The organism is Arthrobacter sp. TJ-266 (genome assembly GCF_058269115.1).
This window is the reverse complement of record NZ_JBZCNC010000004.1, coordinates 1-24973: the sequence shown is the minus strand read 5'-3', so window position 1 is coordinate 24973 and position 24973 is coordinate 1. Positions and strand designations below refer to the sequence as shown.

Genomic DNA, 24973 nt, shown 5'->3' with positions numbered 1-24973 from the left:
CCCCCGCAGCGACTTGGCCGACCACAGGATGTTACCGACCGGTAACCACCGGTGCGTCGCACGGCGCCACGCCGTCGACCGCTGTCTACGCTGAGGGCATGACTGAACGTACCGAAGACCACGCCGCAGCGTCCGGAACGCTTGCGGGCCGCACCATGATCATGTCCGGCGGCAGCCGGGGGATCGGTCTGGCGATAGCACTCAGGGCGGCGCGCGACGGCGCGAACGTCGCGCTGATGGCCAAGACGGGCGAGCCGCACCCCAAGCTCGAGGGCACGGTATTCACCGCGGCTGAGCAGATCGAGGCGGCAGGCGGCCGCGCCCTCCCGATCGTCGGCGACGTCCGGAACGACGACGACGTCCGCGGCGCGGTCGAGGCGACCGCCGCCGCGTTCGGGGGTATCGACATCGTGGTGAACAACGCCTCCGCGATCGACCTGTCGAAGACGCCGGACGTGGACATGAAGCGCTACGACCTCATGGCGGACATCAACGTGCGCGGCACCTTCATGCTGAGCAAGTTCGCGCTCGAGGCACTGCAGCGCTCCTCGAACCCGCACATTCTCACGCTCTCGCCGCCGCTCAACCTCGAGCCCCGGTGGGCCGGCGTGCACCTCGCCTACACCATGGCGAAGTACGGCATGAGCCTCACCACCCTGGGCCTCGCCGAGGAACTGAAGGAGGAGGGCGTAGCGGTGAACTCGCTCTGGCCCGCCACGTTGATCGACACCGCCGCCATCCGCAACATGCCGGGCGGCAGCCGCATGGTGCAGGCCGCGAGGAAGGCCGACATCGTGGCCGACGCCGCGCACGCCGTGCTCGTGCGGCCCTCGAGGAGCTGCACGGGCAACTTCTACACCGATGAGCAGGTGCTGAGGGAGGAGGGCATCACCGACCTCACGCCCTACAGCCTGGGCGCGCCCGAGGACCAGCTCGTCCCCGACATCTTCCTCTGAGCGATTAGACCGACGAGACCGACGAGACCGACGAGACCGGCGAGACCGGCGAGACCGGCGAGACCGGCGAGACCGACGAGACCGACGAGACCGACGGGACCGGCGAGATCGGCGAGACCGACGGGACCGGCCTCTCCTCCGGCCGCCGCGGCGGACGAGGTCAAGCGAACGCGGTCAGGAGTCAGGCGCGCGTGCCGGATAGGATCGGGAGCATGTCCTCCCGCTACTCCAATCTCGAGCGCCCCGGCCTCGATCTGGGTGCCCTGAGGACAGCGCTCTGCATGCCGTCCGGCCCGTTCCCACGACTCGACGTGCTGCCACGCACCGGCTCCACCAACACGGACCTCGCCGGGCACGCCGTCGAGGAACCCGCCGGATGGCCGGACCTCAGCGTGCTCGCCACCGAGGACCAGACCGCAGGCCGTGGGCGTCTGGAACGGGTGTGGGTAGCACCGGAACGGTCCTCCCTCTTCGTCAGCGTGCTGCTGCGGCCCTTCAACCGGCAGGGCAGGCCGCTGCCCACCACCTCCTACTCGTGGTTCACGCTTCTCGCAGCCCTTGCACTCGCGGAGAGCATCGAGGAGCGCACGGAGATAGCGCCCCAGCTGAAGTGGCCGAACGACATCACGGTGGACGGGCGGAAGCTCGCCGGTGTGCTCGGCCAGTTCGTGCCCGGACCGGGCGCCGAACCGCCCGCCGTCGTCGTCGGGGTGGGCCTGAACGTCAGCCTCACCGACGCCGAGCTCCCCGTGCGGACGGCCACGAGCCTGCTGCTCGAGTACGCCGGCACCACCGACCGCAACATCCTCCTGAAGTCCTTCCTGCGGACCTTCGCGGATCACTACCGCGCCTTCTGCGACGTCGACGGCGATGCCTCCGCTCCCTGGGCCGCGGGGCTCTCCCTCCACGAGCGCGTCGCCGCGCGGACGGCGACGCTCGGGCAGGACGTGCGGGCCGAGCTCCCGGGAGGCGCGGCGCTGAGCGGACGCGCCCTCGCCCTGGATCCCAGCGGCGCCCTGATCGTGCGCGACGACGACGGCGAGCGGCACACCGTCACCGCCGGGGACGTCGTGCACCTCCGCCCGCAGGCGTAGCCGTGCGCATCAGGCTCCTGCCGGGGGAGCGCGTGCTGGTGCGGACGCGGCCCAATCCGCTGCCGCTGGTCCTGCCGCTCGCCCTCGGGTTCGTGCTCCTCGCCGTCGGTGCCTTCGGCCTCGGCTACCTCGTGCACCGCGAACTGCCCGGCGACCTCACCGACTGGCAGCCGGTGTTCGTCGTCGCGGTGGCCGTCGCCGTCCTGCTCCTCCTGCTCCGCGTCCTCGTGGTCCCGCTCCTGCGCTGGGCGGGCAACCGCTACGTCCTCACGAGCATGCGGATCATCCACCGCCGCGGGGCCACGAAACGCACCGAACACCAGCTCAACCTCGCCGCGATCAACCAGCTGCAGACGGAGCAGAAGCTCGTGCAGCGCCTCGTCGGCAGCGGGACCCTCGTCGTGGACCTCGGCTACGACCGCGCCCACCGGTACCGTGACGTCCCGCAGATTGCAACGTTCAGGGAATTCGTGGTGCAGGCCATCGGTGAACTGCCGCTGACCCGCATGTTCGATGGTGTAGACATGGAAACAGACCCGCAGTACGCCCGGGGCGGGGCGTCCAGGACGCGGCAGGAGTGGATGCAGCAGGAATGGAGGGGCGAGCGACCGTGACAGTCGATGACCGCCACGACGCGGGCCGGCCCGCCACCGAGGACGACGCCCCACGTCAGGAGGATGCGGACACGGACACGCACGCCGGCGCCCACCCCAGCGGCGACACCGCTGCTGACACCCCCGCTGACAGTGACCCGGCCACCGATCCGACCGACGACGCACTCGCGGGAGCGTTGAGCGCCGCAGCCCACGACGACGCCCCCGACGCCGCCGCGTCCACGGCATCGAAGGCAGTCTGGCAGCTCCAGCCCGACATGGCGACGGGCGTGCCGTCGCACCAGCGCCACGGTTCCGCCGACGCGGACGACGCCGCGCGGCCCATCGAGATCGACCGGGAGACCATCCGGCGCCTGGAGCGTGAACTCCTCGGAGCCGAACGGACCCTGAAGCGCCGCGACATCGCGGCCGGCGCCGGGGTGTCCCTCCTCTCGGCGCGGAAGCTCTGGCGGGCCATGGGTTTCCCCAACATCGGCGACGACGACATCGCGTTCACCGAGAAGGATCTCGGCGCCCTCATCACGATCATCGACATGGTGCGCCGCGAGCAGCTCACCGAGGACGCCGCCATCTCGATCACGCGCGCCGTCGGCCAGATGACCGACCGCATGGTGGTGTGGCAGATCGAGGCGATCGTCGAGGAGATGGTGGCGCAGCGCGGGCTCGCGGACGCCGAGGCGCGGAAGACCCTCGTGTCCGAACTCCCCGATCTGATCGATCCGCTCGAGAAGACGCTCGTCTACGCATGGCGCCGCCAGATGAACGCCGCCGTGCAGCGCCTCGCCCTGCGCGCGGAATCGGGGCTCCGCTCCAGCGAGGCCGGGCGCGACGGCGACGAGCAGGACGCCCCGCTACCGCTCGCCCGCGCCGTCGGATTCGCGGACCTCGTCTCCTACACGAGCCTGTCCCGGCAGATGAACGAGCGCACCCTGGCACAGCTCGTCCAGCGGTTCGAGAACAAGAGCGCCGAGATCATCTCCGTCGGCGGTGGCCGCCTCGTCAAGACCATCGGCGACGAGGTGCTGTACATCGCGGAGTCACCCGAGGCCGGCGCGGAGATCTCCCTCGCGCTCGCGAAAGCCTTCACGGAGGACGAGTTCCTGCCTTCCGCGCGCTGCTCCCTGGTCTGGGGTCGCGTGCTCTCCCGGCTCGGCGACATCTACGGGCCCACCGTGAACCTCGCCGCACGCCTCACCGCTCTCGCCGATCCGGGGGAGGTCCTCGTGGACTCGATCACCGCGGCGACCCTCGGACAGAACGAGAAGTTCGTGCTCATTCCGCACGAACCGCGGCAGGTCCGCGGCTTCGGGGAGGTCCAGCCCGTCACGCTGGCCCGCGGGACCGGCAGCGGCCTCGTCCTCGACTGACACGTCCGTGCCTGCGCCCTGTCGACGGCGTGGCACCCGGCCGCGAGGCAGCCGCGGGATGGATCCGTCGAGGTGCATTGGCACATCGGGGGAGCCGTGCGACACTGCTAGCGACCATCCGTTCGCCGCTCGCCCTCGGTCCGGGGTGGATTCCGCGGTTCGGCGTGGGTCGGGCTGGGTCGAATCAACAGGTAGCAAGGGTGACGTTCGTGGGTCTCAACCGCATGACTTCGCGCCGCAGACGTGTGGCCTCGGGTGCCGTCGTCACGGCCGTGACGGGTGCCGTCGTCGCCGGCGCACTCCTGTACCCCGGCTTCGCCACCGCGGACGTGGACCTCAACGACGGCGGCGTGTGGGTCACCAACGAGAACCTCGGCATGGTGGGTCACCTCAACTACCCCTCCCGCCTGCTCGACGGCGGGTACGCCGCGAACAGCGACGCCTTCGACATCACGCAGGACGCCGCGACGGTGTTCAACATCAACTCCGACCAGTCCAAGGTCAGCCCGGTGGACATCGCCAACGTGATCCGCGGCACCGAGGTGCAACTGCCCGGCGCGGCCGTCCTCGCGATGGGCGGGTCGACCGCGACCGTCACCGACGCGACCACCGGCTCGGTGTGGATCACCACCACCTCCGCGCTCGCCGCCTTCAACGACCAGGAGGAGGACCCGGTATCCTCCGGGACCGGATCGGTGGCCGCCGTCTCCTCGGGCGGGCGCGTCGTCGTCGCGAATCCCGATGCCTCGACCATCACCACGTACGCCGTGCGCACGGACGGCACGTGGGACGAACCCGAGGTCCGCGAGGCACCCGAGCTGGCGAACACCGGCGACCTGCAGGTCGCGACGGTGGGTGAGGACGCCGTCGTCCTGGACCCGGCGTCGGGCCTCGTGATCCTGCCGGACGGCGGGACGGTCTCCTTCGAGGACACCGAGCGCGCGAAGCTGCAGCAGAGCGGGCCCTCGGCGGAGTACGTAGCCATCGCCACGGAGACCTCCCTCATCCAGCAGCCGCTCGACGGCGGGGACGCCGTGATCACGGACATCGGCAACGGTCTGCCCGCCGCACCCGTGATGCAGGGCTCCTGCCTGCACGCGGCGTGGGCCGGAGCCGAGACCTACATCCGGGACTGCCTCGACGACGGCCAGGACCGGCGCGAGGACATCCCGAACATCGGAGCGCAGTCGGAGCTGGTGTTCCGCGTGAACCGCGACGTGGTGGTCCTCAACGACGTCGCGGCCGGTGACGTCTGGCTCGTGCAGCAGAACCTGGAACTCGTGGACAACTGGGGCGACATCGTGCCGCCGAAGGACGAGTCGGACGAGGAGGACCAGGAGTCGGCGAGCGAGAACCCGGTGAACACGCTGCCGGACCGTTCGGGCGAGAACCGCCCGCCCGTCGCCACCGATGACAGTTTCGGTGCGCGCGCGGGTCGCACCACCATCCTCAACGTCCTCGACAACGACACCGACCCCGACGGCGACCTGCTGACGGCCACGCTCGCCGGTGAGCAGCCGCCGTCGGGCACGGTGCAGAGCATCTACGACGGCGCCGGCATGCAGATCGTGGTGCCCGACGACGCCCCCGTGGGCCGCAGCACCTTCCGCTACGAGATCGAGGACGGCCGGGGCGGCAAGGCCGGCGCCTCGGTGACCGTCGACGTACGGGGCCCCGAGAGCAACGAGGGGCCGCGGGCGAAGCGCCCCACGACCATTCTCGTGGAGCAGGGCCGCAGCGTCAGCCAGAACATCCTCAACACCTGGGAGGACCCGGACGGCGACGACCTCTTCCTCGTGAGCGCCACCCCCACGCCCGACGGCGACCAGGTCCGGACGCGCTCGGACGGCCTGCTCTCCTTCCGCGACGTCGGCAAGAGCCAGGGTGTCAAGGAGGTTCCCATCGTGGTCTCGGACGGGCTGGAGCAGGTCGAGGGCACCATCGTGTTCGACGTCCGCGCCAACGGGATCCTGCCGCCGGTGGCGAACTTCGACCACTTCACGGCCGTGGTGGGCCAGGAGGTGCAGCTCTCGCCCCTGCAGAACGATCTCGATCCGGCGGGCGGGCAGCTGAGCCTCGCGAAGGCCGAGGTGACGGGCAGCGAGGGCACGGTGACGCCGGACTACGACACCGGGACGGTCGCCTTCACGCCCACCGCGCCCGGCACCACCTACGTGGAGTACCTCGTCACCAACGGTCCGCAGACGGCGAGCGGGCTGATCCGCGTGGACGCGAAGACCAGCGGTATCGAGGGCGCACCGGTGGCCGTGCGCGACGTCGCCCTGCTCCCGCGCAACGGTGACGTGCTCGTGGACGTCCTCGCGAACGACACCGACCCCACCGGCGGCGTCATGGTGGTGCAGTCCGTGACCACCCCGGACGGCTCGCCCCTCGACGTCGCCCTGCTGGATCACAACATCCTGCGCATCCACGACGTACGGGGGCTCGACCAGCAGACAACCCTGCAGTACACGGTCTCGAACGGCACGGCGTCGGCCACGGGCGAGGTGAGCGTCCTGTCGGTCGCCGGGCCGGAGACGCTCCTGCCGCCGCAGGCGAGCGCGGACGAGGCGACGGTGCGCGTGGGGGACGTCGTCACCATCCCGGTGCTGGACAACGACACACACCCGAACGGGGACGCCCTGACGCTCGATCCGGTGCTCCCGCAGGGCGTGGACCCGGCGGACGGACGGATGTTCGCCTCCGAGAACGTGCTGCGCTTCGTGGCCGGGGAGACGGCGAAGACGGTCTACGCGATCTACAACGTGAAGGACACGACCGGGCAGATCGACTCGGCCGAGGTGCGCATCACCATCAAGGCGCGCGACGACGCCAAGAACACGCAGCCCGTGCCGAAGAACCTCGAGGGCCGTGTGATCGCGGGATCCACCGTCCGCATCCCGGTGCCGCTGGACAGCATCGACGCCGACGGCGACTCCGTGTTCCTCACCGGGATCGACAGCGCGCCGACACAGGGTGCGGCCGTGCCGGGCACCAACTACATCGACTTCACGGCATCGGCCGCCGGCGCCGGCACCGACTCCTTCACCTACCGGGTGCGCGACCGCTTCGGGCTGGAGAACACCGGCACGGTGCGGGTGGGCATCGCGCCCGCCGCGGAGGCCAACCAGAAGCCCATCGCGGTGAACGACGGCGCCATCCTCCGACCGGGCCGCGCGATCGCCGTCGAGGCCCTGCGCAACGACTCCGACCCGGACGGGGACATCGTGCGCCTCGATCCGGACGAACTGGCGGCAACGCCCCCCGAGATGAACCCCGAGGTGAAGGATGCCCGGGTGCTGTTCACGGCCCCGGAGGCGCAGGGCACGTTCAACGTGCGCTACCAGGTGGTGGACGGGCGCGGAGGAGCGGCGGACGGCAACATCACCGTCACCGTGGACCAGAACGCGGAACTCCTCCTGCCGATCGCCCGCGACGACCGCGTGGAGCCCGCGGAGACCCGCGGCGAGACGGCCGTCGACGTGCCGGTGCTGGACAACGACGAGGATCCCGACGGGGTCCGCGAGGACCTCGTGGTCACGGTGGACCCGGAGTTCACGGGGGCGAGCGTCGGGGACGACAACATCGTCAGGGTGGACCTCACCGAGGAGGACCAGCTGATCCCGTACCAGGTCGAGGACATCGACGGAGGCGTGGCCCGCGCCGTCATCTGGGTCCCGAGCCTGAGCGAGCAGTACCCCACGCTGGTGTCCGACGCCCCGATCGACGTGACGGCCGGCGAGGACCTCCCGCTGAACCTCGAGGAACTGGTGGAGGTCCGCGAGGGCCGTTCACCGCGCATCACGGTGGCAGAGAAGGTCACGGCCATCGGCGTCGACAACGCCGCCGAGCTGATCCGGGACCCGTCCACCCTCGTGTACGGGGCGGACATCGGGTACGCCGGACTCGGTACCATCACGTTCGAGGTCACCGACGGCACCGGGCCCGACGACCCCGAGGGCCTCACCAGTACCCTCACGGTGCTCGTCAACGTGATTCCCGCGCCGGAGACGAACCTCCCGCCCACGCTGACCTCGGCCTCCCTGGAACCTGCCACCGCGGAACCCGCCGTCTCGCTCGATCTCCGCCAGCTGGCATCCGACCCCAACCCCGAGGACGTGGACGGCCTGACCTTCGCGCTCGACGGGGAGATCCCGGAGGGCTTCGATGCCCGCCTGGACGGGTCGGTCCTGGAGGTCAGTGCGCTGGACTCCGCGAGGGTCGGCGCGGTGGGCCGGCTCGGCATCTCCGTCTCGGACGGCGAGGCGACGGCGCTGAACTCCGTGGCGCTGACCGTCCTCGCGTCGAGCCGTCCGCTCGCCGTCGCGAACACGGACATCGTGCCGAAGGCCATCCAGGGCGAGCCCGTCACCGTGCCCGTCCTCGCCAACGACGTCAACCCGTTCGAGGACGCACCCCTGACCATCGTCACCGTGATCGCCGACGGCAACGGCAGCGCATCCCAGCAGGGCGACTCCGTGGTGGTGACGCCTGCGGACACCTTCGTGGGCAGCATGACCGTGCAGTACACCGTCGGTGACAGGACGGAGGACGCGAACCGCTACGTGACGGGCCAGATCCAGCTCACCGTCGAGGGGAAGCCCGGCGTGCCGGGCACGCCCACCGTCGAGTCGACGCGGAGCCGCGAGGTGGTCATGTCCTGGGACCCGCCCGCCAGCAACGGCTCGCCGATCACGGGCTACACCGTCACGAGCGCCAACGGCGTGAGCCAGGAGTGCCCCACGACCACCTGCACCATCACCGGCCTCACGAACAACGTGGAGTACGTCTTCCAGGTGACGGCGACCAACGCGAACGGCACGTCAGATCCCTCGCCCGCCAGCGCCCCGGCGCGGCCGGACACGAAGCCGGACCAGCCGGCGCCGCCCACGCTCGTCTTCGGCGACCGCTCGCTCACCGTGAACTTCACCCCGCCGAACAACGAGGGCTCACCCATCGAGGGGTACGAGCTGCAGATCTCGCCCGCGCCGCCCAGCGGGGCTCCGCAGCGCTCCGCCGCCGGCAGTCCGGTGGTGTGGGAGGGGCTCGAGAACGGCACGGCGTACAAGGTGCGTGTCCAGGCGCGCAACGCGGCCCCCGACCCCTCCGACTTCAGCGACTACTCCGCGGCCGAGACGCCCGCGGACCTGCCGGGCGTTCCGCAGGCGCCCACCACCACGCGCGCGCAGTCGGTCGGCGCGCAGAGCCAGCTCTCCGTGGACTGGAACGACGCCGACCCCAACGGCGCCCCGGTGACCCAGTACCAGGTGCAGGAGTACCGCGGCGGGGCTCTCGTGCGGACACTGCCCGAAACCCCGGCGTCGCAGCAGACCATCACGGTTGACAACGCCGAGGCAGACTACTCCTACGCCGTGAGGGCGTTCAACAAGGCCGGCTGGTCGGAGTACGGTGCAGTCTCGGCGCCCCGCCGTGCCGTGGGCAATCCGTCACCTCCGGCCCCGCCGCAGCTCGTCGAGGCCGATACCGGGGGAGCCGGACGGTCGGTCACCCTCACGTTCTCGCCGCTCTCACCCGCGCAGCGCAACGGCGCCCGCGAGAACGAGGTCTCCTACCAGGCCAGCTTCAACGGCGGTGGCTGGCAGCCGATCAGCCAGAACCAGACGGTGGGCGGCTTCCAGAACGGCCAGGGCGTCACGGCGGCGGTCCGGGCGATCGTCAGCAGCGACGGTGCGAACTACACGAGCGACCCCAGCGGGGCGTCCAACACCGCGCAGCCCTTCGGCTCGCCGGGAGCGGCAACGGCCGGTGGCCGTGACGCGCCCGATGGTGATCGCACCGTCGATCTGAACTGGGGACCTCCCAACAAGGCGGCGCACGACGTCGCCTACATCGAGGTACGTATCGATGGGGGTAATTGGGAGAGGGCACGCGACGAAGGGTCTCGGGAGGTGGGTGGCAACTACGGCGAGAACCACACCATTCGAGTGAGATCAGTCAACTCTCGGGGCGAGAATGGCCCCGTTGCTGAAGCTACTGCCAGGGCAGGCGACGAGAAGCGACCGGATCAGGTACCGACGACTCTGCACGGCGCCATGGAGCGTAGCTGTACCGACACGGCAAACCGTCCGAGCTACAACCCGAAAGAGTTTACCTGTGACGGCATCAGCGCTGACAGGGAACCCTGGTTCTACGCGGGACAGAACTTCACGGTCGGCTGCCACATCACTCACACCGACGGGTACGGGGTAACCGGTAACTGGTATCGCATCGTCAGCCCCCGCAATAACGGCCGGTATGTCGACGCAGGCCACACGACCCTTGGCCAGCCAAGTCAGAACAGTCCTGGTCCTTGTTGACCGGTCTTGGGGTCCGGCGTCATTCCGGCGAGGAAACTGTGCGGACACCACTCCGGGGAGGGTTCGCCATGGGTAGTCCTGCCCATCGGGTGACGCCTGCCGTCGTGGCTACACTGATGCAGGCGCTGTTCGATCAGGCGCTCTAGGTCTCTCGGGGGAATCAAGGCACATATGCGTGGTCTCAGCATGCGCAGGCGCAGATCGATCAGCGCGGTGGCGTTGTCGGTCGTGGGCGCACTCGCCGTGACCGGTGCGGTGCTGTACCCGGGGGTACGGACCGCGGACGTGGACCTCAACGACGGCGGCGTGTGGGTCACGAACCTGGCGCAGGGCAAGATCGCGCACCTGAACTACCCCTCCCGTACCCTCGACGGCGGCTTCGCCGCCAACAGCAACTCCTTCGACGTGCTGCAGAACGCCGCGTCCGTCTTCACCGAGAACCGCGACGTCGGAGCACTGAACCGGGTGGACACCGCGAGTGTGACCACCGGGGAGGAGCAGCCGCTGCCCGCCTACGAGGACGTCCTGCTCGGTGCGCGCTACGCCCTCACGGTCAACGCGACGGACGGGACGGTCTGGCTGGCGGACACCGCCGGTCTCGCAGAGCTCACCACCGAGGACGCGACGCCGCTGGTCGAGGGAGCTCCCGGTACCGTCGGCGCCATCGGTCCGGACGACACCCTCGCCGTCGCGGACCCCGACGCGCACACGCTCACCACCTGGACGCCGGAGGACGGCGCCTACGGCGAACCCCGTACCATCACCGCCGCCGAGATCACGGGAGAACTCCAGGTGGCCGTGGTGGGTGCCCGCGCCGTCGTACTCTCGGACGCCGGTGACCTCGTCACGGACGACGGCGAGGTCCGTCGTCTGCCGGACGCCGGCGGTGCCCTCCTCCAGCAGAGCGGCGGGGAGGCCGACGGCGTGGCGATCGCCGCTCCCTCCGCACTCCTCGACGTACCGCTCGACGGCGGCGAGCCCCGGAGCACTCCCACGGTCACGGCGGGCCAGCCGATCGCCCCGGTGCAGCTGGATGGCTGCATCCATGCGGCGTGGACCGGATCCGCCGAGTACCTGCGCTCGTGTGACGACCCCGCGAACGACGACGCCGGCGCGATCCCCTCGCTCGGGGCCCGGTCCGAACTGGTGTTCCGCACCAACCGCGACATCGTCATCCTCAACGACCTCACCGGCGGCAACGTGTGGCTCGTCCAGCAGGACATGGTGCTCGTGGACAACTGGGACGAGATCATCCCGCCCCCGGAGGAGAGCGACGAGGAGGACCAGGAGTCGGCGGACGAGAACCCGCTCAACACCCTGCCGGACCGCACGGGGGAGAACCGGCCGCCGGTCGCCGAGGACGACGCCTTCGGTGTCAGGCCCGGCCGCACCACGTTGCTCCCGGTGCTCGACAACGACTCGGATCCCGACGGCGACATCCTCACGGTGACCGTGCAGGGCGAGAACCCGGGCATCGGTGCGGTGCAGCCCGTCTACGACTCCACGGGCCTGCAGGTCGTGGTGCCGGCGGACGCCGCTCCGGGGCGGCAGACCTTCGATTATCGGGTGGACGACGGCCGCGGCGGCAACGACACCGCCCAGGTGCAGCTCGAGGTCCGCTCGGTCACCGCCAATGGCGCTCCCTCGCCGAAGCGCGCCACACGCCTCACCGTGGAGCAGGGCGCCACCATCTCCGCGAACATGCTGTCCGACTGGGAGGATCCCGACGGGGACGACCTCTTCCTGCAGTCCGCGACGGTCGGCGTCGAGGGGGACCAGGCTCGCACGCGCGACGACGGCCAGCTCACCTACCGGGATGCGGGAGGGACGCTCGGCCAGAAGGAGATCACCGTCGTCGTCTCCGACGGCCAGAAGACCGCCGAGGGCACCGTGCTCCTGGACGTCCAGCCGAGCGGCAACGTCCCTCCGCAGGCGAACTCCGACCACATCACCGTCGTCGCGGGTCAGGAGGTGGTCGTCGCGCCGCTCAGGAACGATCTCGATCCCAGCGGCCGCGGACTCCGGCTCACCCAGGCCACCCCACCTGACACGGCAACGCTGACACCCGACTACGAACTCGGCACCTTCACGTTCTCCTCGGCCACGCCCGGCACGGTCTACATCCCCTACGTCGTCGCGAACGGACCGGCGACGGCGGAGGCGCTCGTGCGCGTCGACGTCACGCCGGAGGGCGGTGCGCCGGGTGATCCCATCGCCGTCCGCGACGTCGCCCTGCTGCCCGCGGGAGGGCAGACGCTCGTTGACGCCCTCGCGAACGACACCGACCCTGCCGGCGGAGTGCTCGTCCTGCAGTCCGTCACGCTGCCGCCCAACAGCGAACTCAACGTCGCCATCCTCGAACACGACGTCCTCCGGGTGACCGACGCGCGGGGACTGCGCGCCCCGACGACGTTCTCCTACACCGTCTCCAACGGCGTCACGAGTGCCACCGGCCAGGTGTCGGTCCTCCCGCTGCCTGCTCCCGAGACCCTCGAACCGCCGAGGGCGGCGGCCGACGACGTCACCGTGCGGGCGGGCGATGTCGCGACGGTGTACGTCCTCGACAACGACGTGCACCCCGACAACGCCGAGCTCACGCTGGCCCCGGACCTCGTGGAACTGCCGAGCGAGGGCAGCGGACTCATCGCGGTGTCGGGGAACGCCGTGCGCTTCAAGGCCGGCACCGCCGCCGGGACGTTCAACGCCGTGTACGCCGTGCTCGGCCCGGACGGCCAGACCGACTCCGCGCAGATCACCTTCCGGGTCACGCCCGCGACGGGGGAGAACAACGCGCGCCCCACGCCGACGTCGCTCGAGGCACGGGCCATCGCGGGGAACCCGACGAGGATCGTGATCCCGCTGGACGGCATCGACCCCGACGGCGACTCGGTGTCCCTCGTGGGGATCGACCAGGCGCCGACCCGCGGGACCGCCACCGTGGGTGCCACCTTCATCGAGTACACCTCGGCGAACGACGCGTCGGGCCAGGACGCCTTCAGCTATGTCGTCGAGGACCGCTACGGCGCCCGCTCGACGGCCACGGTACTCGTGGGGATCGCGCCGCCGTCCGCCGCCAACCAGCCGCCCGTCGCGGTCGACGACGCCATCGCGGTCCAGCCGGGCCGGCGCGTCAGCGTGGACGTCCTGAAGAACGACTCCGACCCCGACGGGGATCCGCTCTCGGTCACGCTGGAGGGCCTCCAACTGCCCGAGGGCCTCGGCGCCGAGGTCATCGAGGGCAAGCTCTTCTTCGACGCGCCTGCACAGCCGATCACCACGGCCGTCCCCTACCTCGTCTCCGACGGCCGGGGCGGCGACGTCATCGGCACCGTCCGCATCGACGTCTCACCGACCGCCCGCCGACTCGCGCCGGTGGCCTTCGACGACCGCGTCTCCTTCGCCGACACCCGCGGCCGCACCGCCGTGGACGTACCCGTGCTCGACAACGACGTGGATCCCGACGGCGCGTTCGACGAGCTCGACGTGACGTTCCCCGAGAACACGGAGGGCGTCACGGCCCTCGAGGACGGCCGCGTGACCGTCACCCTGCAGCAGGAGGCGCAGCTGATCCCGTACCAGGTCACGGACCTCGACGGTCTCAGCTCCGTGGCATTCATCCGCGTACCCGGACTGGCGGACCAGCGGCCCGCGCTGCGGGACACCGCGACGCTCGAGGTGCAGACCGGCGACGAACTCCTGCTGGACCTGACGGAGCTGGTGGTGGTGCGGGAGGGCCGCGTGCCGGTGATCACGGAGGACTCGCGGGTCACGGCCATCGCGTCCGACGGCGGTGCGCTCGTCCGCGACGTCTCCACCCTCGCCTTCACGTCGGCACTCGACTACGCGGGAGCGGCGTCGGTCACGTTCGAGGTCACCGACGGCGAGTCCGCGGACGACCCCGAGGGGTTGACGTCCGTCCTCACGGTCGGCATCCGGGTGCTTCCGGATCCGGACCGCAACACCCCGCCCACGCTCACCTCGGGCGGACTCCAGGTGGAGCAGCAGGGGTCGGGGCGGCTCGACCTCCAAGGTCTCGCCGCGGACGAGGACCCGCAGGACGTCGATGCCCTCACGTTCTCGGTGGTGGACGCCCCGGCAGGCCTGAGGGCTCGGCTGGACGGCTCCGTGCTGGACGTCTCCTCCGACGCCGCCCCCGGGACGCGTGCCGCCCTCAGGGTCGCCGTCGAGGATCCTCGCGGCGGGCGCGCGGAGGCGATCGTCGACGTCGTCGTGGTGTCCTCCCGCCAGCCCCTCGCGGTGGCGAACGACGACGTCCTCGCCGACGCCGCGCAGGGCGAGACGGTCACGGTCCCGGTCCTCGCGAACGACACCAACCCCTTCCCGGACGCGCCGCTGCAGCTGCTGAACGCGGAGGTCGAGACCGGCGTGGGATCGGCGTCCGTGGTCGGCTCGGAGGTCAGTGTGACCCCGGGCGACGACTTCGTGGGCACCATGGTGGTGCGCTACCGCGTCGGCGACCGCACGGAGGCCGCGGACCGCCAGGTGGACGGCCGCATCCGGCTCACCGTGCGCGGCCGGCCGGACACGCCTGCGGCCCCGTTCGTGGTCGAGGTCCGCAACCGGACGGTGGTGCTCGAGTGGGATCCGCCGGCGTCCAACGGAGCGCCGATCACGGCCTACACGGTGCAGGGCAACGGCTTCAGCCAGTCCTGCCCGTCCACCACGTGCACGCTCACGCCCCTCACCAACAACGTGGAGTACACCTTCACCGTGACCGCGACCAACGAGGTGGGGGAGTCGGACCCGTCCGCGGCCTCACCCGTCGCCCGGCCGGACGAGAAGCCGTCCACCCCGGGCGCGCCGACGCTCACCTTCGGCGACGGTTCGCTCGCGGTGCAGTGGGCGGTCCCGGCGACGGAGGGCTCGCCCGTGGAGACCTACGACCTCGAGATCTCGCCCGCGCCGCCGGGTGGGGCAGCGCTGCGGGCAGGCGTGCAGGGAACCTCGCTCGAATGGACGGGACTCACGAACGGGACGCCCTACCAGGTGCGCGTGCGCGCCTACAACCGCGCACCGGACCCGTCCGAGTACAGCGCGTACTCCGCGCCCGAGGTCCCCGCGGGGGCCCCCGCCGCTCCTGCAGCGCCGCTCTCCGCGCTCGGCTCGCGCGGCGGTGAGGCCAACTCCGTCATGAACGTGAGCTGGGCCGCGCCGAACAGCAACGGTGCCGAGATCCAGAGGTACACCCTCACCACCCTGCAGAACGGGCAGGCGGTCACCAGCACGGAGCTGGGCGGGTCGCAGACCTCCGCCCCGGTCACGGTGGCCAACTCGGAGGCGCCCTACAGCTTCACGGTGACCGCGACGAACAAGGCTGGGGTGTCCGCGGGGAGCCCGCCGTCGGCACCCCGACAGGCCTCGGGTGCGCCCGGCGCGGTGACCGGGTTGTCGGCGACCGAGGGCGACCGCTCCATCGGCATCGCGTTCGGCGATGCGGCCCGGAACGGCGCGGCGGCGGACCAGCTCGTCTACGAGTACAACACCGGCGCCGGGTGGCGCCAGGTGCCCGGGGACCGCGTGATCCGGGACGGGATCAGCAACGGCAGCACCTATCGCGTGAGCGTCAGGGCCGTGAACACCGCGGATGGGCAGTCGCTCCCGGGGCCGGAGTCGCAGTCGAACGCCGTGGTGCCCTATGGTGCGCCGAACGCGCCCGGCGTGCAGGCGCAGAAGAACGGCCTGTCCGTGCGCTTCACCGTCACCCCGCCCGCCGGCAACGGCCGCGACATCACCGGTTTCGACTACACGACGTCGGACGGTCAGAGCGGCAGCTTCGGCGCCGGCGGCGGCTCGATCGACAAGGGCTCCACCGCCGACACCGACTGGAGCATCCGCGTGACCACGCGCGACGCCGCGGGGCAGCGCTCCGGCGAGGCCACGGCGTCGGCGAGGACGGATCCGACCACCCTGCTGATCGGGCGCGGTGCGCAGCGCTCGACGCCCGACTCCTCCTACAACTGGGAGCAGTTCCGCGTGAACAACTTCCCGCCCGGGCGGTACAGGGTCAGTTGCTATGCGGACCAGACGAACGGCGGAGCCACCCCCTACGCGGTCGGGGAGGACACCTTCCCGGAGTCCGGCACCTTCCAGAGTTCGGTCTGCTACGGCAAGTTCGACGACAACACGTCCTCACCCGGATACCTCCGCGTGGTGATCGACGGCGTGGGCGAGTTCCGCGCCGACGGCGGATGGGACTTCTAGGCAGGACCCGCACCACCAGCACCCGCATCACCACCACCAGCACGAGCACCGATCAGAGGAAGAACGAACAATGGCAATGACAGTTGAGCAGGCGACGTGGTTCGCGGGCACTTTCGACAAGCTCGTCGGCAACGTGGGCCAGGCGGTGCTCGGGAAAACGCAGGTGGTGCGCCTCGTGCTCACGGCCATGCTGGCCGAGGGGCACGTGCTGCTCGAGGACGCGCCCGGCACCGGCAAGACGATGCTGGCCCGCTCCCTGGCCGCGACGGTGCAGGGGACCCACTCCCGTATCCAGTTCACACCCGATCTCCTGCCGTCCGACGTCACGGGCGTCACCATCTACGACCAGAAGACCCAGGCGTTCGAGTACCACAAGGGCCCCATCTTCGCGAACATCGTCCTGGCCGACGAGATCAACCGCGCCTCCCCGAAGACGCAGTCGGCGCTCCTCGAGGTGATGGAGGAATCCCGGGTGACGGTGGACGGCGTCAGCTACACCAATGAGCGCCCGTTCATGGTCATCGCGACGCAGAACCCGATCGAGCAGGCCGGCACCTACCGGCTGCCGGAGGCCCAGCTGGACCGCTTCCTCATCAAGACGGAAATCGGCTACCCGGACCACGCCTCCACCGTGCAGCTGCTGGCCGGCGCCGCGACGCGCGACCGCTCACTGGCCCTGAATCCGATCATCACCACCTCCGCGATCGTGGACATGGCCAACCTCGCGGCGGAGACGCACGTCGACACCGCTGTGCTCGAGTACATCTCCCGCCTGACCGAGGAGACCCGCACCGCCCCCGAGACGCGCCTGGGCGTCAGTGTCCGCGGGGCGCTCGCCATGGTCCGCGCCGCCAAGGTGTGGGCCGCGGGCCAGGGCCGCCACTACGTCCTGCCCGACGACGTCAAGGAGCTCGCGCCCTTCGTCTGGACGCACCGTTTCGTCATGGACCCGGAGGCCGAGTTCGCCGGGGCCACGCCCGAGGCGGTCCTGCGGCGGGTCCTCGCCGACGTCTCGGCACCCCAGCAGCGCGCAACGGCCTGACCGGGGCGCGCACCACCAGCAGTAGCACCAGCAGCAGCACCAGCAGAACCAGCAGGACATCACCGGAGCCAGAGAACAGCAGGCAGACCATGGCACAGACAACGACCCCGAAGCGGTCCCGCAGGGCGGCGGACAGGGCGGCGGGCAGGACGGCGGGCAGGGCGTCCGGCGGAGCGGCGGGCAGGGCGTCCGACCGGGCCACCGTCCGGGCGGGCAGGGCCGCTGATCCGACGTCGCTGCGGCCCGGATCCCTCGTCGCCGAGTCCGGACGCCTCCTCGGCGCCACCCTGGCGCCGGCAGGTCGGCGCGCTCGGGCGCTCGGAGCACGGGCCGCAGCTCCGGTCGTGTCGCTCGTCAGCCCGCTCGGCCGTCTCCTGATCGCGAGCGTCGTGGTGCTGGCTGTCCTCGGTGTGGTCCTGGACTGGAGCGAGGCGCTGGTGGCGGCGACCATGGGCACGCTGCTGGTCCTGCTGGCCGTCGGGTTCGTCCTGGGACGGTCCTCGTACGGGGTGGACCTCGACCTGACCCGCACCCGCGTGGCGGTGGGGGACCGTGCGGTGGGCAGCGTCTCGGTGTCCAACACCTCGGACAAGCCGCTGCTCCCGGCGTCCCTCGAGCTTCCGGTCGGCGCCGCGACGGCGATCTTCCACCTGCCGCGGCTTGCGCCCGACCAGGTGCACGAGGACCTCTTCAGCATCCCGACGCAGCGGCGCGCGGTGATCGTCGTCGGGCCCGTGCGCTCCGTGCGCTCCGATCCGCTGAGCATCCTGCGGCGCGAAGTGCTGTGGACGGAGCCCACGGACCTGTTCGTGCACCCCCGCACCACCCCGCTGATCGGTTCCGCCGCCGGGTTCATCAAGGACCTGGAGGGTCTGCCCACCAAGGAGCTCTCCAGCGCCGACGTCTCCTTCCACGCCCTCCGCGACTACGTGCCGGGCGACGACCGCCGGCACATCCACTGGAAGACCACCGCCCGCACCGGCAAGCTGATGGTGCGGCAGTTCGAGGAGACACGCCGCTCGCACCTCGCCGTGGCGTTGTCCGCCAATACGAGCGAGTACGCCAGCGAGGCCGAGTTCGAACTCGCCGTCTCCGTGGCGGGCTCGATCGGCCTGCAGGCCATCCGCGAGCAGCGGAACCTGAGCGTCCTCACCCAGAACGGGCCCCTGCGCACCGAGACCGGCCGCAACCTGCTGGACGACATGACCCGGCTCGAGGGGCGCCCCATGCGTCCCACGGCGGTCGACCTCGCGCGCACCACCGCGGACGCGGTGCCGAACGCCTCCGTGGTCTTCTTCGTCGTCGGGCCGGAGGTGACGCCCTCCCAGCTGCGCTCGGCCGCCGCGTCGATCCCGCCGGGCATCCGGTGCCTCGCCATCCGCTGTGTCACCGACGGCCAGCAGAGCCGGGCGACCATCGGCGACCTCACGGTCCTCACGCTCACCACCCTCGCCGACCTCGCACTCGTGCTCCGCAAGGCCGCGGCATGAGCCGCCGGTCCGGCCGGCCGGCCGTGGCGGCAATCCCGCGCACCCAGGCCGGGATCGACGCCGGCGTCCTCCTCCTGTTGCTCGGCCTCGGCGTCCTCGGGTTCGGCCCGACCTTCGGCGGCGACGTCCGCTACCTCGTGGCCGGCTTCGCGGGGATCCTGCTGGGGCTCGCCATGGCATGGTTCGGGCGCCTGCTGCGCTGGGGACTGTGGTCCATGACGGGTGTGTTCCTCGCGACCTACCTCGTGCTCGGCCACGCGCTCGCGGCACCGCAGGAGGCGTTCCTCGGGTTCCTGCCGACGCTGCGGTCGCTGCGCATCCTGATCGTGGGCGTGGTGTTCTCCTGGAAGGACATCCTGACCGTCGCGGATCCCGTGGGGACCGCGAGCGGCATGCTCGTGGTGCCCTTCCTCGCGGCGATGCTCTGCGCCGTGGTCGCCGGGACCCTCGCGTGGCGTCTGCGAACGCCCTACTGGTCCATGCTGCCCGTCCTCGTCCTGTTCGTCGTCGGCATCGCATTCGGGACCGACCGGGCGTCCCTGCCCGAGGTCCGCGGCATCCTGCTGGTGATCGGCATGACGGCGTGGCTCGCCTACCGCCGCGACATCGCGCGGACGGACATGCGGACCCGCGTGGCCATCAACCCGGCCGTGACGGACCCGGCGACCGCGCGGTCCGGCAGGAACCGGAGGCTCGCGCTCGGGGCGGGTGTCCTCGCGGCCGCGACCGTCCTGACGCTCGTGGTGAGCCCCGTCGTCGCGTCCGTCACGGACCGGAAGGTGCTGCGCGACGTCGTCGAGCCCCCCGTGGACCTGTTCGCCTACCCGAGCCCGCTCACCAGCTTCCGCACCTACGTGAAGGACAACGCGGACACCGTGCTGTTCACCGTGGACGGGCTGCCGGAGGGCGAGCGCGTGCGCCTGGCCGCGATGGACGCCTACGACGGCGTGGTCTACAACGTGAACCCGCAGGCGGCCGGCAACTTCTCCCGCGTGGGCGACGCCCAGCAGCTGGGGGACGTGGACCCGGACGATCTCGACGGCGGTACGAGCGCGCAGCTCACCTTCGACATCAAGGAGTACTCGGGCGTCTGGCTGCCCGCGGGCGGAGAGCTGGAGGGCGTACGGCTCGGCGGCCCCCGCGCCCAGGAGCTGGGACGCTCCCTCTACTACAACGACGACGCCAGGACGGCGCTCTCCACGGTGGGCGTGCAGACGGGGGACACCTACGAGGTCAACGCCGTGTTCCCCGAGACCTTCTCCGAGGAGCAGCTGGCGCAGTACGGGTTCGCGGACCTCACACTCCCGCGCGTGCAGAACGACCCCCCGGTCATCGCCTCGAAGGCCAGCGAGTACATCGGGGCCGTGTCCGAGCCGATCGAGCGGGCCCGGCGCCTGGAGCAGGTACTCAGCGCGCAGGGGTTCTTCAGCAACGGCAAGGAGGACGAGGCGAAGTCCCTCCCCGGTCACGGTGCGGCCCGCATGCTGAGCCTCCTCGACGCCGAGCAGATGGTCGGCGACGACGAGCAGTACGCCGCCGCCATGGCGCTCATGGCCCGGAAGGTGAACATCCCCGCCCGCGTGGTGATGGGGTTCTACCCGGACTGGGAGGAGGTCGGGGACGCCGAGGGGCCCATCGAGATCAAGGGCGAGGACGTCCACGCGTGGGTCGAGGTGGCCTTCGACGGCGTGGGCTGGGTGGCCTTCAACCCCACCCCGCCCGAGGACAACGAGCCCGTGCCGCCCCAGCAGCAGCCGAAGTCCTCACCCAAGCCGCAGGTGCTGCAGCCACCACCCCCGCCGCAGGAACCGGCCGAACTGCCGCCGGACTCCGCGCCGGAGCCACAGGACGCCGAGGAGCGCGAGAAGGACCTCCTCGACGAGCTCGCACCGTACTTCGGGCTGATCGCCCTCGTGCTGATCCCCGTCGTCCTCCTCCTGCTGCCGCTGCTCGTGATCACGCTGCTGAAGCGCAAGCGCCGGAAGCGGCGGGAGTACGAGGGCATGCCCGCGGACCGCGTGGGTGGAGGCTGGAGCGAACTCGTCAGTCTCGCGACCGACCTCGGCGCCGAGACGAACCCGCGCGCCACGCGCCGGGAGAGCGCGCGCCACCTCGGTGCCGCCTTCCCCACGAGCAGCGAGACGACCACCCTGCTCGCCACGCGCGCCGACGCCGGGATCTTCGCGGCCGGCGACCCGAGCGAGGACGAGGTGCGCGACTACTGGAGCGACGTACGGACCTCACTCCAGGGCATGGCCGGCTCGGTCGGCTTCTGGAAGCGCCAGCGCGCCCGGTTCTCGCCCCGCTCGCTGCTCCGCGACGCCGAGGCCCGGAAACGCGGCGGAACGAGCCGGGCGACCGGGCGCACCACGCGCGCGCCACGGCGTCGTCGGCGCGGAGCACCGGGCGACGGCGGGGCCTCGTGAGCACACGTACGCTCGCCTGCCCGCGCTGCGCCGCGGAGCTGGCACCGGGCACGCTCTACTGTGTTCTCTGTGGCACCCGGACCGGGTACCGGGCCACACTCGACCCGGCCCTCGCCGGAGGAAGCGACGGGACGTCGATGGCACAGCTGGAGGTCAGGGACGCCGCGGCGTTCAAGCGACTGCTCGCGAAGCTGGTGGACGTCCTGCCGGCGTCGGTCATCAGCGGTCTCGCCGCGGCCATCGGGGCCGCCACCATCGAGACGCAGCCCGTCTCAGCGGTCAGCCAGCAGATCACCCTCACGGGCTTCCTGGTCTCGATGGGCATCGGGTCCCTGCTCTCCCTCGCGTACTCGGTGTTCGTGTGGGGCTGGGAGGCGAAGACCGGCAAGACCCCGGGCAACCTGCTGATGGGTATCCGGACCACCGACGAAGCCGGTCATGCGCCGGGCTGGCTCGCCGTCTTCGTCCGCGGCCTCATCATCGCCGTCGGAGGGCTCGTCCCCGTGATCGGGACGGTGCTCGTGCTCGTCTCGAACGTGTTCGACGCCGACGGCAAGAAGCAGGGATGGCACGACAAAGCTGCGCACACCCGCGTGTTCGACGTACGCGCGGGGCGGAATCCGCTCGTCACGGGCGGCCTCGGCGGCCCTGCCTCCTTCGCGCCCCCCGAGCCGCCGCCGGGCCTCCAGCCGGTCGCCTCGCCGGTACCGGGTGCGCCCCGGAATGCCCCGGCCCCGAGGACCGCAACGGCTCCCTCCGTTCCCGCCGCCTTCACAGCCGGTGGTGTGCCCGCGGGATCCTCCGGTGGCCCGCGTCCGGACACCTCCGCCCGCGGCCCGTTCCCGTCCGACGGCGTCGAGGACGCCACGAGCCGACCCTCCCGCGAGCACGCGGCCTTCGGAGCGGCGAACCTCCCGGGCCATACGGGCGGTACGGGTAGCACGCCTCCCGATGCCGGTCTCCCGGGACCGGTCGCACCGCCGCTCCCGAGCACGGAGCGCCGGGATGCACCACCGGCTCCCGCGGTCATCTCGTTCGCGCCGTCGTCGGGCTCCGCACCGGTACCCGCACCGGCACCCGCACCGGCAGCCGCGGCGTCCACACCCGCGCCCACGGCGAGCGTGCCGGCGGCGCATCCCGCTGCCGCGCACGCGCACCCGGACGACGACGTCGAGCTGACGCGCGTGACGTCCGGGCGCGCCGCGGTGCCCTGCCGCATCCTGTTCGACAACGGACGCGAGGTGGAACTGCGCTCGCAGGCGCTGATCGGCCGGAACCCCGCAGGGCAGAATGGGGAGATGATCGACCAGCTCATCGACTTCTCCGACCAGGGGCGCTCCGTGTCCAAGACGCATCTGCACGTTCGCGTGGAGGCACAGAGCCAGGGCCTCTGGGTCACCGACCGCAACTCCACCAACGGCAGTGCCATCACCTCGCCGGACGGGCAGAGGACGCCCGTCCGCGGGGGCGAGACGCTGCTCGCGCAGCCCGGCTCCACCGTGCACTTCGGCGACCGCAGCTTCCTGGTGGTCCGCCCGTGACGGAACGCGGCACCATGCCGGCACCGCCGCCGAAGGATCTGCGCCTGAGCTACGGCTTCGCCACGGACCGCGGCCTCCGGCGTGAGCTCAACGAGGACTCGCTGATCGCCTCCGAGCCCATCTTCGCAGTGGCGGACGGCATGGGCGGGCACGAGGCGGGGGAGATCGCCAGCGGCATCTGCGTCCGCACGCTCGGGGACAGCGCGATCATCGGCCGTCACCTGCCCGTCTTCTCCGCGAGCGACCTCGAGGAGCTCATCGAGGACGCCGACCTCGAGATCCGCCGGCAGACCGGTGGCCAGGCGGGCACCACGGTCAGCGGTGTGGTGCTCGTCCAGGAAGCCGGCATGCCGTACTGGCTGTTCTTCAACGTGGGCGATTCGCGCACGTACCGCCTCAGCCAGGGCCAGTTCGGGCAGATCTCGGTGGACCACTCGGAGGTCCAGGAACTCGTGGACACGGGGACCATCTCCGCGCTGGAGGCCCGCACGCATCCACGCCGCCACGTCGTGACCCGCGCCCTCGGCACGGGTGATGACACCGAGGCGGACTTCTGGCTCATGCCCGTCGAGGAGGGCGACCGCATCCTCGTGTGCTCGGACGGCCTGAGCGGCGAGGTGGACGACGACGGCATCTACGCCGTGATGAGCACGGTGAGGGACCCGCAGCAGGCCTGCGAGGAGTTCGTCGAGGCGACGCTCCGCTCCGGTGCGCGGGACAACGTCACGGTGATCGTCGTGGACGCCACCGGCGTGGGTGACGAGTCGGAGATGCAGACCACCGCCCCGCGCGGCGGCACCTTCGCGGCCGACGTCGGGCACGCCGTCACGAACGGCAGCCAGCCGGTGCAGGATGCGATCGCCCGTCCTGCGGGTGCCCCTGCGCTGGTGACGGACGCCGATGTCCCGACACTCGCGGACTCGGATGCGGTCGGCTCGGCCTCCGACGCCCCGGGTGCCGGTCATGCTGACGGGCGCTCACACGAGGGCGCGCCCATCACGAGCGAGGAGGAGCCGCGGTGACGGATCCTGCAGCACCGACGCGCACGTACACGCCAGGCGTCTGGACCCTGATGGTGAGGGGACATCTCGTGGCGGCGCTCCCGGAAGGTACGCCGACGGACGTGGTGGAGGAGGTGTGGCGTGCACTGGAGGACGACGGCGGCGTCGCGACGCTGCTGCCGCTCGTGACCGGGGGCTTCGGAGCAGGGCTGGCAGCCATGCCGTCGTTCGCGCTCGTCTCGACCACTCACGGACTCCAAGCCATCCTGCGTGGGCCCGTGACCCTCACCACCAGGCAGCGGGGCGGCTCCGGCGCGGCGACCTCCACCGTCTCCGGGGCACGCGTCACCACCTGGACGGAACACGTGATGGAGCCGGGTGACGTCTCGGGATTCACGCTCGCCGTCGGAGCTGCCGGTGCTGCTGGAGCTGTCGGAGCTGCACGAGCCGACGGATCTGCGGTGCCGGCGTACCCGCTGGTCGCCGGCGTGGTCCTGGCCGGCTCGCTGACCGTGGCGCTGCAGGCTGACGACGCGGCAGCCTCGTCTGACCCCGTGCCATCAGCGAGTGCCCGGTCGGCCGTTGCGCCCGACACCGCGGCAGCCACCGCGACAACCGGATCCGCGGCAGCCACCGTGACAACCGGGTCCGCGGCACCCTCCGCGACACTCGGATCTGCGGCACCCTCCGCGCCTGCCACGGTCGCTCCCGACAGCGACCTCGACGGCGACGACTCCGCGACCATCAATCCCGGTCTGTTCCTCACGAGCGTGCCGTCCGACATCGTCGATCCCGGCGTGGTCTCCGACGCCGAGCCGCTCACCCCCCTCACCGGCACGGGTCTCGACACGGACCCGGGCAGCGCGTCGACGTCGACGTCGACGTCGACGTCGACGTCGACGT

Annotated in this window: 12 protein-coding genes and 1 pseudogene; 12 read left to right on the top strand and 1 reads right to left on the bottom strand. The window is 71.2% G+C overall.

Going from position 1 to position 24973, the window contains the following annotated elements; genetic code table 11:
* The first annotated feature begins 98 nt into the window (after positions 1-98).
* Positions 99-956, top strand: coding sequence for an SDR family oxidoreductase (locus AC4D12_RS11890; protein WP_490950150.1), 858 nt, complete (start codon positions 99-101; stop codon positions 954-956).
* On the opposite strand, the gene AC4D12_RS11885 is transcribed toward AC4D12_RS11890, so the two are convergent.
* Positions 905-1120: a hypothetical protein gene (locus tag AC4D12_RS11885; RefSeq protein ID WP_490950149.1), complete on the bottom strand. Its 216-nt coding sequence runs from the start codon at positions 1118-1120 to the stop codon at positions 905-907. The two genes, AC4D12_RS11890 and AC4D12_RS11885, sit on opposite strands and share 52 nt — an antisense overlap.
* Positions 1121-1168: 48 nt before the next feature.
* Here AC4D12_RS11885 and AC4D12_RS11880 point away from each other — a divergent pair, with 48 nt between their 5' ends.
* The 11 genes and pseudogenes from AC4D12_RS11880 to AC4D12_RS11830 form a co-directional block, all read left to right on the top strand.
* Positions 1169-2050, top strand: coding sequence for a biotin--[acetyl-CoA-carboxylase] ligase (locus AC4D12_RS11880; protein ID WP_490950148.1), 882 nt, complete (start codon positions 1169-1171; stop codon positions 2048-2050).
* Positions 2051-2052: 2 nt separating this feature from the next.
* Positions 2053-2664, top strand: a complete 612-nt coding sequence (locus AC4D12_RS11875; protein WP_490950147.1) for a PH domain-containing protein — start codon at positions 2053-2055, stop codon at positions 2662-2664.
* Positions 2661-4031: an adenylate/guanylate cyclase domain-containing protein gene (locus tag AC4D12_RS11870; RefSeq protein ID WP_490950146.1), complete on the top strand. Its 1371-nt coding sequence runs from the start codon at positions 2661-2663 to the stop codon at positions 4029-4031. Before AC4D12_RS11875 ends, AC4D12_RS11870 begins: the two co-directional genes overlap by 4 nt.
* Positions 4032-4231: 200 nt before the next feature.
* Positions 4232-10348, top strand: a complete 6117-nt coding sequence (locus AC4D12_RS11865) for an Ig-like domain-containing protein (RefSeq protein WP_490950145.1) — start codon at positions 4232-4234, stop codon at positions 10346-10348.
* Positions 10349-10534: 186 nt separating this feature from the next.
* Positions 10535-16570 (top strand): Ig-like domain-containing protein, encoded by a 6036-nt coding sequence (locus AC4D12_RS11860; RefSeq protein ID WP_490950144.1) that lies wholly within the window; start codon positions 10535-10537, stop codon positions 16568-16570.
* Positions 16571-16640: 70 nt separating this feature from the next.
* Positions 16641-17612, top strand: coding sequence for an AAA family ATPase (locus tag AC4D12_RS11855; RefSeq protein WP_490950143.1), 972 nt, complete (start codon positions 16641-16643; stop codon positions 17610-17612).
* Between the two features lie 89 nt (positions 17613-17701).
* On the top strand, positions 17702-19102 hold the full coding sequence (locus AC4D12_RS11850; RefSeq protein WP_490950142.1) for a DUF58 domain-containing protein: 1401 nt from the start codon (positions 17702-17704) through the stop codon (positions 19100-19102).
* Positions 19099-21528 carry a transglutaminaseTgpA domain-containing protein gene (locus AC4D12_RS11845; protein WP_490950141.1) on the top strand — a complete coding sequence of 810 codons (2430 nt, stop codon included), beginning with the start codon at positions 19099-19101 and terminating at the stop codon, positions 21526-21528. The genes AC4D12_RS11850 and AC4D12_RS11845 overlap by 4 nt, the downstream gene beginning before the upstream one ends.
* Complete coding sequence (locus tag AC4D12_RS11840) at positions 21525-23069, top strand: RDD family protein (RefSeq protein ID WP_490950140.1); 1545 nt, start codon at positions 21525-21527, stop codon at positions 23067-23069. Before AC4D12_RS11845 ends, AC4D12_RS11840 begins: the two co-directional genes overlap by 4 nt.
* Before the next feature lie 14 nt (positions 23070-23083).
* On the top strand, positions 23084-24091 hold the full coding sequence (locus AC4D12_RS11835; protein ID WP_490950637.1) for a PP2C family protein-serine/threonine phosphatase: 1008 nt from the start codon (positions 23084-23086) through the stop codon (positions 24089-24091).
* A pseudogene (locus AC4D12_RS11830) lies at positions 24088-24973 on the top strand (hypothetical protein); the annotation flags it as partial. The gene AC4D12_RS11835 and the pseudogene AC4D12_RS11830, both read left to right, overlap by 4 nt.

Coding starts and splice junctions, on each gene's coding strand:
- AC4D12_RS11890 (WP_490950150.1), top strand. CDS start 99: ATGACTGAACGTACCGAAGACCACGCCGCAGCGTCCGGAACGCTTGCG.
- AC4D12_RS11880 (WP_490950148.1), top strand. CDS start 1,169: ATGTCCTCCCGCTACTCCAATCTCGAGCGCCCCGGCCTCGATCTGGGT.
- AC4D12_RS11860 (WP_490950144.1), top strand. CDS start 10,535: ATGCGCAGGCGCAGATCGATCAGCGCGGTGGCGTTGTCGGTCGTGGGC.
- AC4D12_RS11855 (WP_490950143.1), top strand. CDS start 16,641: ATGGCAATGACAGTTGAGCAGGCGACGTGGTTCGCGGGCACTTTCGAC.
- AC4D12_RS11850 (WP_490950142.1), top strand. CDS start 17,702: ATGGCACAGACAACGACCCCGAAGCGGTCCCGCAGGGCGGCGGACAGG.
- AC4D12_RS11845 (WP_490950141.1), top strand. CDS start 19,099: ATGAGCCGCCGGTCCGGCCGGCCGGCCGTGGCGGCAATCCCGCGCACC.
- AC4D12_RS11835 (WP_490950637.1), top strand. CDS start 23,084: ATGCCGGCACCGCCGCCGAAGGATCTGCGCCTGAGCTACGGCTTCGCC.